The sequence below is a fragment of the Kouleothrix sp. genome (genome assembly GCF_046328425.1).
Taxonomy (GTDB): Bacteria; Chloroflexota; Chloroflexia; order Chloroflexales; family Roseiflexaceae; genus Kouleothrix.
Genome location: NZ_JAXLWP010000010.1, coordinates 56,814 through 70,068 on the forward strand (window position 1 = coordinate 56,814; position 13,255 = coordinate 70,068).

7 protein-coding genes and 1 tRNA gene are annotated in these 13,255 nt (G+C 67.6%); 5 read left to right on the forward strand and 3 right to left on the reverse strand.

Annotation, left to right across the window (positions count from 1 at the left end; translation table 11 throughout):
• Positions 1 to 164 precede the first annotated feature (164 nt).
• On the reverse strand, positions 165 to 2,849 hold the full coding sequence (locus tag U0177_RS10855) for a helicase (protein ID WP_409570647.1): 2,685 nt from the start codon (positions 2,847 to 2,849) through the stop codon (positions 165 to 167).
• A gap of 760 nt (positions 2,850 to 3,609) precedes the next feature.
• On the opposite strand from U0177_RS10855, the gene U0177_RS10860 reads away from it, so the two are divergent.
• The gene (locus U0177_RS10860; RefSeq protein WP_409570648.1) at positions 3,610 to 7,722 is read left to right on the forward strand and encodes a S8 family serine peptidase; all 4,113 of its coding nucleotides are present in this window, start codon (positions 3,610 to 3,612) and stop codon (positions 7,720 to 7,722) included.
• A gap of 212 nt (positions 7,723 to 7,934) precedes the next feature.
• Here the strand turns inward: U0177_RS10860 and U0177_RS10865 are convergent, their stop codons facing one another.
• Together U0177_RS10865 and U0177_RS10870 are read right to left on the reverse strand one after the other, a co-directional pair.
• Positions 7,935 to 9,272: an NAD(P)/FAD-dependent oxidoreductase gene (locus U0177_RS10865; protein ID WP_409570649.1), complete on the reverse strand. Its 1,338-nt coding sequence runs from the start codon at positions 9,270 to 9,272 to the stop codon at positions 7,935 to 7,937.
• Positions 9,273 to 9,478: 206 nt separating this feature from the next.
• A tRNA-Leu gene (locus U0177_RS10870) sits at positions 9,479 to 9,562 on the reverse strand.
• Between the two features lie 155 nt (positions 9,563 to 9,717).
• On the opposite strand from U0177_RS10870, the gene U0177_RS10875 reads away from it, so the two are divergent.
• From U0177_RS10875 to U0177_RS10890, 4 genes are all read left to right on the forward strand, one after another.
• The gene (locus tag U0177_RS10875; RefSeq protein ID WP_409570650.1) at positions 9,718 to 10,023 is read left to right on the forward strand and encodes a hypothetical protein; all 306 of its coding nucleotides are present in this window, start codon (positions 9,718 to 9,720) and stop codon (positions 10,021 to 10,023) included.
• Positions 10,024 to 10,044: 21 nt separating this feature from the next.
• Positions 10,045 to 11,055 (forward strand): peptidase C39 family protein, encoded by a 1,011-nt coding sequence (locus U0177_RS10880; protein ID WP_409570651.1) that lies wholly within the window; start codon positions 10,045 to 10,047, stop codon positions 11,053 to 11,055.
• A gap of 418 nt (positions 11,056 to 11,473) precedes the next feature.
• Positions 11,474 to 11,656, forward strand: a complete 183-nt coding sequence (locus U0177_RS10885; RefSeq protein WP_409570652.1) for a hypothetical protein — start codon at positions 11,474 to 11,476, stop codon at positions 11,654 to 11,656.
• A 207-nt stretch (positions 11,657 to 11,863) separates the two neighbouring features.
• Positions 11,864 to 13,222 (forward strand): glutamine synthetase family protein, encoded by a 1,359-nt coding sequence (locus tag U0177_RS10890; protein ID WP_409570653.1) that lies wholly within the window; start codon positions 11,864 to 11,866, stop codon positions 13,220 to 13,222.
• Positions 13,223 to 13,255 lie beyond the last annotated feature (33 nt).

Genomic DNA, 13,255 nt, shown 5'->3' on the forward strand with positions numbered 1-13,255 from the left:
CAGCCCTCGGCAGAGCGGTACTTTTTCATGGATAGTGCTCAGATTTTAGCGCTTTGCGCCAAAATCTGAGCACAAAAGAAAGAGAAGCATCAAATAGTTAGTATGCTAATTGTATGCTGAAGCAAACAGGTTGTCAAACGTGGGAAGGGGCGCAGCAGGTGTGATCAGAGCAAGTCGTCGTCGGGGGCCGGTGCGTCGAGCTTGCGCACCAGGTTGATCATCGGGTCGATCGTCAGCTCGCCGAGGTCGGGGAAGGCGACGGTAAGCAGCTCGCGGCCGTCTTCGACGCGGCTGTCGCGCACTTCGCCATCGCCGTAAGGTAGGCAGAACACCCGGTCGCCGGCGGCGAAGCGCTGCTCGACGGCGAACGAGGCCTGGTGGGGTTGGGGTGCCCGCTCGCGCGCGAGGCCGAGCTGGGCTTCGCGCTGCTGGCGCTGGCGGCGCAGCCGCTCGATCAGCGCCTGTGGGTCGGGCGCGGCGTCGTCTTCGCGCGCGGGCGGCTGCGGCATGCGCGCAGGCGGCTCGTCGCGCTGGCGCGGCGGCGGGGCCGGCTCGCGTGGCGGCGGAGCATTCGGGCGTGGCTCGTCGCGCTGGCGTGGCGGCGGGGCATTCGGGCGCGGCGAGACATTCGGGCGCGGCTCGTCGAGCGGCTCGATCGCGTCCCACAGCGGCATCGGCCGCTGGCCCTGTGGCGGGCGGGCCGGCTCGGGCGGTGGCGGCGGCTCGGGCGGTGGCGGCTCAGGCGCTTCGACATACTCGATCTGGCGGGCGGGCCGGCGCGCCGGCGCGGGCGGATCCTCGCGCGGCTGTGGGGCGGGTGGCTCGGGCGCAGTGCGGCCCAGCAAGATCAGCAGCCAGTCCATATCGACGCGGCACAGCGGCTCGAGCAGCGGGTCGCCGCGGCAGGCCAGCGCCACGTCGTAGGCTAGCGGCAGCAGCTCCTCGGCGTTGGCGTAGGCCCAGGCCGAAAAACCATTGCCGCCGGGCTGAGCGTCGATCAGGTACAGCCGGCGTGCCTCGGGATCGTAGCAAGGCACGACATCGGTGAGATCGGCCAGCGCGCGCAGCTGCAGCGCCGCCGCCAGGCTCCAGCCGACAAACTGGCCCTGCGCTGGGATGTTCGTCTGCAGGTCGAACCAGCACGCCGGCGCGGCCCAGCGCGTATTCAGCTTGTTTGCCAGCGCCACATCGGCCGGCGCGCCGCTGCTGGAGGCCTCGCGGTAGCCGTAGATCTCTTCAGACACCACCACGCGGCCCCAGCTGAGCGTGCGATTGCCGACCATCGCGCGCGTGTCGCGCGTGTCGCGCACGGCGACGGTGCAGCGCCGCAGCGGGTAGGTGCGCCGCCCACTGCCGTCGAGCCGCAGCGTCAGCGCGCCGGTGTCTTCGTTGCGCGCCATCACCTTGAAGCCGCCGGCGCCGGGCGGCAGCGCGGCGTTGGGGAAGGCCCAGCGATCGTAGATATCGGGCTCGACGGTGCCGAGGATCTGCGATTGCTCGTTGCGCGCCAGCAGCGCCGCGCCGCTGGGCGAGCGCACGCTCCACTCGGCGTACGGGTCGTCGGCGGCGGCAGTCGGCTTCCAGGCTACCTCGGGGTCGGGCAGATCGACAAGCTGGCCCTGGCCCACCAGCCGCTCGACGATATCGTGCACGCCCCAGGCGGCGGCCTCGGCTTCGGTGAGCGGCAGCTCGCTGGCGGCGCACAGCACGTGGCTGGCCAGGATGTAGGCATTGGCGCTGGGGGCGACCCAGCTGCTGGCGGGCGCGCTGGCGATCTGCTGAGCCTGGCGCGTGAGCGCCTGCTCGTGCGGCAGCTCGCCGAGCACCAGCACCACTGCCTGGCTGCCGGCGCGCAGCATGCGCCGCAGCGCGCTGTGGCCGGCCGGAAAGCCTGCGGCGATCAGCACTTGCGCCGGCGCAAGCTCGGGGCCGAACGTTACGCGCGGCAGGTCGCCAATAATCGGCGCCAGCAGCGGGCGCTCGAGCGGCCGGCAGACGATATGCACCTGGTAGCCCTGGCGCTGAAACGTCGTGGCTAGCTCGGTCACGTCGCGCCGCCAGCCGGCCCCGCCGCGCCACACCGCCAGCGCCGAAGGGGCGCGCGGCCCGTCGTCGGCCGCCACCACGCGCCAGGGCTGGCCGAGCATGCCTCCCAGCACCGTGTCGGCATCGGCGACATCGTGCAGGGTGGCCAGCAGGCCGGGGGCGTGCCCGCCGTGCAGCGTGGCCACGCGCTGCGCGCGGAATAGCAAGTCGGCCAGGTGCGCGGCGGCCACGCCAGTGAACTGCTGAACATCGGGCAGCAGCACCAGCCGCAGCCGCGCCCAGAAGCCGGCCCAGCCGCGGTCGTGGTGGCGCAGCAGCCGCGCGTGCAGCCCTGCCGGCGCGGCCACCACCGCGCGGGCCAGCGCGTCGGGCCGGCGGTTTGGGCCGAGCGGCAGCGCGTTAAGCTGCATGGCGCGCGGCAGATCCTGGTTGAGCTGGGCGATGCTGGCCCACGCCGACTGCACCACGAGGTCGTCGGGCGCAAGGATGAGCGCGGTGGCGGATGGCTCGGCCAGCAGTGTGGCGTAGAGCAGCAGGTACGCGGTGAGCGCGACATCGGCGTTGGCTGCGCGCAGGGCCACCGGCTCGCCGCGGCGCAGCGCCGTGAGCGCGTGGGCCTGATGTGGCCGGAACGGCTCGCCGGTGAGCGCAACCCAGGCCTGAGCCAGCTCGGCGTCGATTGGCAGGTGCGCGATCCGCTCGCCGTTCGTGCCCTCAAGCGCCACAAATGCAAGCAGCGGGGTTGCGTCGCCGCGCCCACGCTGCCGGGCAATCGTCTGAAGAATCTCGCTGATGCTCTGCACCGCTCGCCGCCTTCTGAAGATCGCCGCTTATGGCCTGCAAATGCGGCTATTGTAGCACAGGCATGCATGTGCGGCAATCCAAGAGTGGTGATTGCCAGGGCTCGTGCAACGCCTGTAGAACCTACGCAGCTGGCGCGCTCGGCCTTCGGCTTCGGCTGTAAAACCACCGGAATAGCGCATTGCTGTACGTTTCTATGTGGATAAATCTTTTTTCATCTAGGCGCGCCGATTTTTTGGCGCGAGGCAACCGATTTATCGCATTGCGATGGGTTAAAACGCGGTTGACAAGGCCAGGCGCGCGCGAAAGAAAGCCTTGACATACTAAGTATGATAGAGGGGAAGTTATACGAATGTTAATAGAGCTACGCCGGCACATGCCGGGCATCGACGGCCCCTCTGAACCGATCAAGAGGCGGCTGGTTTTGCATTGTCTCGCGTGCCGCGTAACGAAAGGAGGCCACCGCTATAACAATAGCGAGCCGGCGTTGCAACGTTTCAGCATGCGTCTCACATTACTCCTCGAACCCGCCCGCCCATCCTAGCAAGCCAGAGCACCCGGAACTTCGCTCGACGCAGAGAAGAGAACCTCAACCTAGCCAGTGCGACAAGCCGTGCACGTTTGCCGCAGCCTGCCCTCGCCCGGCCCTGCCGCGCGGCGCCCATGGCTGTAGCGCGTTCAATGCTTCGCGCACGTGTCGCCGCGGCTACGGCCGCCTTCGGCATGTTGATCATGTTCGAAACGTAGGAGGGAGCTTCTGGTATGACAATAGCCAAACACCGGCTTGCGCACAGGCTGCTGAGCCTGGCGCTGCTGCTCAGCGCGATGCTGGCGTTCCAGCCGGCCGCGCTCGCGCACTACCCAAGCGCCGCGTCGTCGCCGGCCGCCCGGCCCGACCCGCGCACGAAGATTCATCCAAACCTCCTCAACGATATCGCTAGCGCCAACCGCGCGGCGCAGACCAACCGCACCGCGCCTAGCCAGATCGGGTTTGTCGCGCGGATCAAGGCCGGCACCAGCCTGAGCGCCTACACCAGCCGCTGGTTCGCGCGCCCATTTGTCGACCCGACCGGCGGCACGGTGGCGTATGGCCTGGCCTCGCCCGCCGGCATCCTCAAGCTCGCCGCGCTCGACGGCGTGCTGTACCTGCAGCGCCCCGAGTCGCTGATCCAGCGCCCCGTGCCGCCCGACCCCGAGGCGCCGTCGCTGAACCGGGCGCTCAAGCTCAAGCCGGCGATCAACAAGCAGCCGAGCATCGGCCCGGCGCCCGATGGCTGGTACGACACCGGCCGCGCCATCCATGGCTCGAAGCAGGCCTGGGATAAAGGCTACACCGGCGCCGGCGTGCGCCTGATGGTCGACGACTCGGGCGCCGACTACTGCCACCCCGACCTGTACGGCACATGGGCGTATATCAACGATAAGAGCTCGCCCTACAACGGCCTGCCCGAGATGTTCGACTCGATCTCGTCGTTCTACGCTGCGGCCGACTTCTACCTCGGCACGTCGTTTGTGGCCGACGGCCAGGCCGATTTCGTCGATACCTCGACCAAGGTAAGCGGCAGCAGCGCGGCATACCAGCCGCTCGGCGCGGAGGCCGCGCACACCTACAAGCTGCCGCCCGGCAGCAAGAGCGGCGTGTACCATATCGGCTCGCACCCCGACGTCGCCCTCTCGACCGACGCCAGCCTGCTCAGCGGCGCGTTCGGCGATGGCAGCGCCGTCGATGGCGAGCGCGCGGCGGTGCTGGTTGTCGACTCGAAGCAAGCCGGCGTCTACGATCGCGTGTATGTCGACCTGAACTACAACTTCGACTTCACCGACGACAAGCCGGCCACGCTCGACCGGCGCTTCCGCCGCCACGAAGCCGCCTGCCTCGACTATAACAACGACGGCCTGAACGACGTCTCGGGCGGCCTGGTGTACTTCATCTCCGACGGCGCCACCGCCGTGCCGACGCTCGACTGGTACTGGGGCGTGCCGGGCAATGCCTACGGCCCGGGCGACCTGGTGGCGTTCCACGTGATGGACTTCCTCGGCGCTGGCGGCGACCACGGCATGGGCTGCACCTCGGTGGCGGTGGGCCAGGGTCGCGTGCGCGGCTCGATCTACTACACCGACGGCCCGCCGCAGGCCAAGGGCAAGGGCCTTGTGCTTGGCCCCGGCAAAGATGTGGAGACGGTGCAGAATGGCGACACCTACGCGACGCCGTATGTCGAGGATGCCTACATCTACGCCGGCCTGGGCTACGATGGCGAGCCTGGCACCGGCGACGATGTGCAGATCGTCAGCGACTCGTGGGGCTACAGCGGCACCGACAACGACGGCTGGGATGGCACGTCGCGGCTGATCGACCTGATCAACCGCGTGATCGCGCCGAACACCACCATCCTGCGCTCCACCGGCAATGGCGCGGCCGGCTACGGCACGATCACGCCGCCCTCGGGCCCGAACGTGATCAGCGTCGGCGCCTCGACGCTCTACGACGACATCGGCGCGTTTGAGCCGATCGCCTCGGCCAAGCAGATCGTCGGCGGCGACGCGATGTCGTGGTCGAACCGCGGCCCCGGCGCGAACAACACCAACGGCCCCGACGTGCTCGCCACCGGCGCGTTTGGCGTCGGCTCGATCCCGCTGAACAGCATTCTTGATGGATCGATCGCCACCGCCGACTTTGGCGGCACCTCGATGGCTACCCCGGTGGCGGCAGGCAACCTGGCGCTGATCGTTCAGGCCTGGAAGCAGCGCACCGGCAGCTGGCCGACGTTCGATCAGTCGCGCGCGCTGCTGATGGGCTCGGCCCGCGACTCGAACCACGATGTGTGGTCGCAGGGCGCCGGCCTGGTGAATGCCGACGAGGGTACCGACGTGGCCGGCGGCCGCTCGGGCGCGTACGCCACACCGGCCGAGTGGACGGCGGGCGACTACCGCGGCAAGGAGTACGGCGGGTTCACGAATATCATCAAGCCCGGCGGCTCGGACACCCAGACATTTACGCTGTGGAACCCGAGCAACAAGCCGATCAAGATCGACCTCGACGCGCGCTGGTTCAAGCAGATCGGCACCAAGGACTACTCATTCCGCTCGCTCGACGCGTCGCTCGACCACGGCGACTTCGTCAACCCCGACTACGTGCGGCGGATCGACCAGGACATCCCGGCCGGCACCGACCTGCTGCAGGTGCGCGAGGCGTACCCCTACAGCGAGTTCAACCCCAGCGGCAGCCTCGGCGGGGGCGCGGTGTTCAACAACTGGCGCATCCACCTGCTGAACTGGACCGACCTGAACAAGGATGGCAAGTTCTGGAACGACGCCAACAGCAACGGCAAGGTCGACCTGACCTACGACGACCAGGGCAATCTCACCGGCTCGGAGATGGAGCCCGAGGAGTTCGTGCGCTTTAGCTACGGCTACAACACCGGCCCAACCCAGCAGGCGCGCGTCGGCAGCCCGCTCAAGCGCAAGGCCGACGGTATCCTGCTCTCGTTCCGCCACTCGTCGCGGCCCGCCAGCGTGCCGAATACCGACCTGAAGGTCGAGGCGTCGTTCTGGAAGCAGGTGAGCTGGCCGTGGGCGTCGTTCGGCAAGCGCAGCCTCACCATCCCGGCGCGCGGCAAGGCGACGTTCGATGCCACGATCAGCATCCCCGCGAACACGCCCTACGGCATGTACGAGGGCTCGATCGCCGCTAGCTACAAGGGCCACAAGGGCGACGAAGAGGTGCTGATCCCGGTGACGGTGGCCGTGGCCGCGCAGGGCACGAGCTTCAACATCGGCGGCGCGCAGTCGGCGGTTGGGCCGCAGCTGTACGATAACAGCGCGCTGTTCGGCTATACCGACTACACCTGGCGCGCCGAGTCGGGCGACTGGCGCTTCTTCTGGACGGACGTGCAGAGCAGCGATCTGCCGGCCTCGGGTAGCTCGTACCTGCTGGTGAACAACAGCTGGGCCGGCGCGAAATCCGATATCGACACGATCGTGCTTGGGCCGACGCCCGATTGCTACAGCAATGGCTTTGGCTGCACCTCGCCGTTCTCGAGCTTCCCCGGCGCGCCCGACTTCTACGGGCCGTACACGCTCGCGCCGGTGGGCAACAGCACGAATACCTACGTCGGCAGCGGTCGCTGGGCCTACCAGACATCGTCGGGCGGGCCGAACGACCTGATCGCCGCGCCGGCCCAGGAGGGTCTGCACGGCATTCTGCTGCACCAGGTGCGCGTCGACGGCAGCCAGCTCGACGAGCCGTTCGCGGCTCAGGTGGGCCTGGCCAACCTCAACCCGGCCGCAGTCGACGGCGGTGCGGGCACGGGCTCGGCGACGGTTACGCTCAAGAGCGAGCTGGCGCTCAACAACTTCGTGGCCGATGGCTTCGGCCTGAGCCAGCCGGCAACCACCAGCGAGACGGCGAAGCAGGACGACCCGAACGACTACACCACCGCTTCGTTCGTCAAGAAGATCAGCATCAGCCACGGCGCCGAGCTAAATGTCAGCACCACCAGCGATGTCGCCGGGCTGGATATCGACCTGTTCGTGCTCGACGCGGACGGCAATCTGGTGGCGGGCTCCACCTCCTCGACGCCTGACGAAGCCGTGTCGATCCCCTTCCCCGCCGACGGCGAGTACACCATTCTGGTGCACGGCTACAATGTGCCGGGTGGTACGGCGCCGTTCGACCTGACGGTCGACGCGGTGCAGGGTAGCGACGTGACTGTGAGCGGCCTGCCCAGCGCCATCCCGGCGGGCGGCTCAGCCGAGATCACGGTGAGCTGGAACGCGGCCGGCAAGCCGGCTGGTACCTACAATGGTCTGGTATTGATGGGCCCGTCTAACGCGCCGGGGCTGTTCCGCGTGCCGGGGACGGTGACGGTGCCATAGGGCGTTGGCCTGACCTTCACTCCCGGCGCGGCCGAAGCCAGAGCAGCTTCGGCCGCGCCGGGCTTTCTTTTAATACCAACCCGTTTGATTACTTGTGTTTTCTTGTGCGGCGCCCGGCGCCGCTGAAAAGAAATACTGCGTGGCGAAGCCACGCAGTGCAATACAGAAAGATAGCCGGGGCGGCGAAGCCGCCCAAACCCCACCAATTGGCATTATTGCTTGCGCGTAGCGTCGCTGGTGATCAGCCGCACGCCGCGATCGTAGGTGAAGTAGTTATACACCCAGTTTGCCAGCACCACCACGCGGTTGCGGAAGCCGATCAGCTCGATCAGGTGCACGAACAGCCAGCCGGCCCATGCCAGGAAGCCACTCAGGCGAACGCCAAATGCGTCGAACACGGCCGCGCGCCGGCCGATCGTGGCCATCTGGCCTTTGTCGCGGTAGCGAAACGCGCGCATCGGCTGGTCGGCGAGCTGCGCCAGGATGTTGCGCGCGGCCTGCGCGCCCTGCTGGATGGCCACCGGCGCGACCATGGGGTAGGCCTGGCTGCCTTTGTAGCCCTCGAGGTAGGCCATATCGCCGATCACAAACACCTCGGGGCGCCCCGGCAGGTTCAGCGTCGGCGCGATCTTCACGCGCGCGCCGCGGCCCATCTCGGCGCCCAGGCGGTCGCCTAGCCGCGCGCCGCGCACGCCGGCGGCCCACACCACCGTGCTGCTCGCGAGCGCGTCGCCGCCCTTGAATGCCACGGTATCGCCCGCCACGCTCTGCACCGCCGCGCCAAAGCGCACTTCCACGCCCATCGCGCGCAGCCGCCGTAGCGCCGCGCGTTGCAGCTTGGCCGGGAAGCTCGCCAGCACCCGGTCGCCGGCCTCGACCAGGATCACGCGCGCCTGCGCTACGTCCAGCATCGGGTAGTCTTTGCGCAGCACGTGGCGGATCAGCTCGGCGAATGCGCCGGCCAGCTCTACGCCGGTCGGCCCGCCGCCGACGATCACAAATGTCAGCAGCGTCGCGCGACGGGCCGGGTCGGCCTCCTGCGAGGCCCGCTCGAACGCCAGCAGCACCTGGCTGCGCAGCCGCTCGGCCTCGTCGATGTCCTTCATGCCGAAGGTCTGATCCGCTAGCTGCTCGTTGCCGAAGTAGTTGTTCGCGCTGCCCGCCGCCAGCACCAGGTAGTCGTACTCGATCGGCTGGCCGCTGGTATGCACCAGCCTGCGCTCGAGGTCGACGCCGCTGACTTCGGCCATGCGGAAGTTCGTGCGCGGGTATTGGCGCAGGATCGCGCGCGCCGGGTAGGCGATCGACTCAGGCTCAAGGCCGGCGGTGGCCACCTGGTACAGCAGCGGCCAGAAGCCGTGGTAGTTGTTGCGGTCGAGCACCAGCACGTCTACTTCGGCGCGGGCCAGCGCCCGTGCGACGCTCAGGCCGCCAAATCCGGCGCCAACCACCACCACGCGCGGCCGCCCGCTGCGGCGTGGCGCCGCCGTAATCCCAGGCGCGCTGGCTGCGCGCTCGTCGGTATGCGTGTCAAGGTCGATGATCGCCATGGCATTCCTCACTTCGTTCTACCTATCACAATCTATGTATAGTATATGTGAATGATGTCACAATATCAATCGGCCGGATGATGGATGCGTGGCAACCGCCGTGCCATTGGAGGGCGCATATGCGGCGTGAAGCAGGGTGGGCGGGCAGCAGAAAAAAAGCCCCTACCGCTGCAAACGGTAAGGGCGTTTTCCGCTTTGGTATCGTATGGTGGGGACGGAGGGAGTCGAACCCTCACGGATTGCTCCACAAGTTCCTAAGACTTGCGCGTCTGCCATTTCGCCACGTCCCCTGGCCGATCGCATTGTAGCATAGCGTAGCGGCACGCGCAACCGTGTGCTTGGGCGCGGCTGCCGAATGCTTGACGCGCCTGCGACTCGGTGCGATCATGCCGCCAGCGTGCCGCGGCAGGCGTGCGCGCCACTCGTTCGCCAGGAGGTTATAGCAATGGATGCGATGCAGCTTGTGCCCGCAGCTGGCAGCACGCCCTACACCGGCGCGACGATCAGCGTGGCGCGATCGGCCGACGGCTCGATCTTCTGGTCGTGCCAGGCCGACGACCAGCAGAAGGTGTTTCACCAGGTAGGCGCGGCCTCGACGCTTGTGGAGCTGCCGTTCGCGCCGACTGGCCGCGGCCAGCTGGCGGTGCTGGGTGGCGAGCTTTACCTGGTGACGTGGAACGAGCACACGAGCGGCGAGTACAAGGCCGGCGCCTACCTGATCGGCCCGATCGCCGGCTACCAGGCGCCGTAGTGCCGTAGATGGAGCAAGATCATGCGAGGATTTATTGGCTGGGACGCGTTTGGCGCCGAGCAGGGCTGGCGCGCCGAGCCGCTGCCCGAAGGAGCGCCGGGGCTGATGCTCACCGGCCCGGTGGCCGCCGCGCCCGCGCCTTTCAGCGCCGCCGTACCTTCGTGGGTTGCCAGCACACCCCCGGCGAGCTGGATCGAGCTGCAGCTGCGCGCTGGCGCGGGCGAGCGCTGGACGGCGTTCTACCGCGTCGCGCAGTGGGACGATCTGCCCGCCGGCAGCCGCCGCACTAGCTTTGGCCCCCAGCGCGACGCCGATGGCTTCGTCGCCACCGATACGCTGATCCTCAGCGCCCCGGCCGAGCGCGCCCAGGCGCGCGTGCTGCTGTACGGCGCGCCGCCGCCCACGCTGCACCGCCTGGCGCTGGCGCTGAGCGGCCCCGGCGCGCCGGCTGCCGCTGGGGCGCTGCCGGCGCTCGAGCTGGCGGTGCCGCCGCGCGCCCAGCTCGATTACCCCGACGGCCCGAATATCTGCAGCCCGACGTCGGTGTCGATGGCGCTGGCCTACTGGCAGGCGCGCACCGGCGACCCGCAGCTGGCGCCGTTTGCCGAGCGCCGCGCCGTGGCCAAGATCGCCACACCGCGTGTGTACGACCCCGCCTACGACGGGCATGGCAACTGGAGCTTCAACACCGCCTTCGCCGGCAGCCTGGGCTTGGATGCGGCGGTAGCGCGATTTGGCAGCCTGGCCGAGCTGGTGCCCTGGCTGCAGGCCGGCGTCCCGGTGATCGTCAGCGTGGCGTGGCGCGCGGGCGAGCTGGCGAACGCGCCTATTCCGGCCAGCCGTGGCCATCTGCTGGTGCTTGCCGGTTTCGACACCGGCGGGCGCGCGATTGTGGCCGACCCGCGCGGCGATACTGAGGCCGAGGTTCGGCGCCTGTACGACGCGGCCGAGCTTGAGCGCGCCTGGCAGGCCAATTCCGATGGCACTGTCTACCTGATCTACCCGCGCGGCTGGCAGGTTCCAGCGCTATAGCTCGCCCGTCTGGCGGTATACAATGTGCTGAGAAGCTGGTTGAAATCGTTGTAGGAGCTACGCACTTGCGTGTTTCGGCTTCCTAAAGGCAGGAGATTGAGCCTGCGGCACATGGTACTTGTTCATCTTTTGTGTGCGGTTTTTCCGCGCACAGCGCGGAAAAACCGCACATGATACAGAGAATGCGATTTCTGCGCTGCCGCTTGCTGTATGTGCGGCTCGAGGGCGGCGAAGCCGCCCCGAAACGAGGTATAAACAACGCAGCTGCGTAGGTTCTACAGGCGCTGAAAACCGATTGTAACAATCACGAGCGCGTTTCGGTCGGAATATGTATGGCGCGAAGCGCCCGATCGTGGTAAGCTATAGCTGAATGATTTAATGATCATTCACAAACTGTTACAGAATTGGAGTCTTCCCGATGAATGCCGACACTGCCGCTAAGCGTGCATATATTGATCAGCTGATTAACCGGCTGCGCCGCCAGTACGAAGAGCAGCGGCTGCTGCCCGCGCGCGAGGAAGGCGCCGAGGGCGAGCCGCTCTCGATGTCGCTGCTGCAGCGGCTGTATCGCCACGTGCTGAGCGAGGGCTACGGCGAGTAACGCCGCCGCTTTCTCTATAATCACCGAGGCCCGCGGCATCGCCGCGGGCCTCGTTTGATTCGCCCGCAATTTGACACCTGCGCCGCGCTCGGCTACACTATCGGCCATTCCCACACGCAGCCGGCCAAACCAAGCCCTCACAGCGCCTGTGAGCACCCGTGCAGTATCGCGGAGTCTTCGTGTTTTCTGAAACGAGAGGAAGCTGGTATGGAGCTAGCTGACATCAAGCAGGCGATCGCCGACCAGCGCGTCGAGTTTGTGCGCTTCGAGCAGAGCGATACCCACGGCATCTCGCGCTCGAAGCTGATTCCCGCGCGCCACGTCGAGCGCTTCGCCGCCGATGGGCTGAACTTCCTGCTGGGCCAGCTGGGCTTCGACGCGCAGGGCGGCGTCGCGCTTGGCACCGGCTATCTCGAAGACCTGGGCTTTCCCGACAGCAAGATCTTCCCCGACCTCGCCACCTTCCGGGTGTTGCCCTGGCTCGACGCGACCGCGCGCGTGCTGTGCGAGCCGAAGTTCTACGATGGCCGGCCAGCCGGCGCGGCCCCGCGCTACCTGGCGCGCCGCCAGCTCGCCGCGCTGCGCGAGCTGGGCTACCGCATACGCGTGGGCTACGAGTACGAGTTCTACCTGGCCAATACCGGCTCGGGCGCGCCGCCATACACCGGGATCCAGATCTTCGCCACGCTGCGCAACGAGTTCGACGGCGCGTTCATCCGCCAGGTCATCCGCGACCTGCGCGCCGTCGATGTCGATATCATCACCGCGAACGCCGAGTATGGCCCCGGCCAGCAGGAGATCAACTTCGCACCCGATTGGGATATCGCCGCCGCCGACGCCGCGTTCGCGTTTAAGCAGGGCGTCAAGGAGATCGCGCTGCAGCATGGCTACACCGCCTCGTTCATGACCAAGCCCTACGCCGATCAGAGCGCCAGCGGCTGCCACTTCCACCACTCGCTCTATCGCCTCGACGACGGCGCGAACGCTTTCGACGACCCGAACGGCGCCGACGGTCTCTCCGACCTGGCGCGCCAGTTTATCGCCGGCCAGATCGCCCACGCGCCGGCGCTGGCCGCGCTGTACGCGCCAACCGTGAACTGCGCCAAGCGCTACCGCCTGTACTCGTTCGCGCCTACCAACGCGACCTGGGGCCTCGAGAACCGCACCGTCGGCCTGCGCATCAAGGGCATCCGCGGCGCCAATACCCATGTCGAAAATCGTATGCCCTGCGCGGCTAGCAACCCCTACCTCGTGCTCGCCGCCACGATCGCCGCCGGTATCGACGGCATCACGCGCGGCCTCGAGCCGCCTGCGCCAGTGTCCGGCATCGCCTATGGTCTCGCAGGCGTCACCGACCTGCCAACCACGCTGCCAGCCGCGCTCGACGCGCTTGAGGCCGATGCGGTGCTGCGCGCGGCGCTCGGCGACGAGTTCGTCAAGCTGTTTCTGGCGGTCAAGCGCCACGAGATCGCCAAGGCCCAGGCGGCGATCGATAACTTCGATGCGCCTGAGTTCCGCGACACTGTTGGCCAGTGGGAGCGCGACGAGCTGTTCGAGTTCTTATAGAAGACTTCAGCGGTGTGAGCAACTACGTAGTGT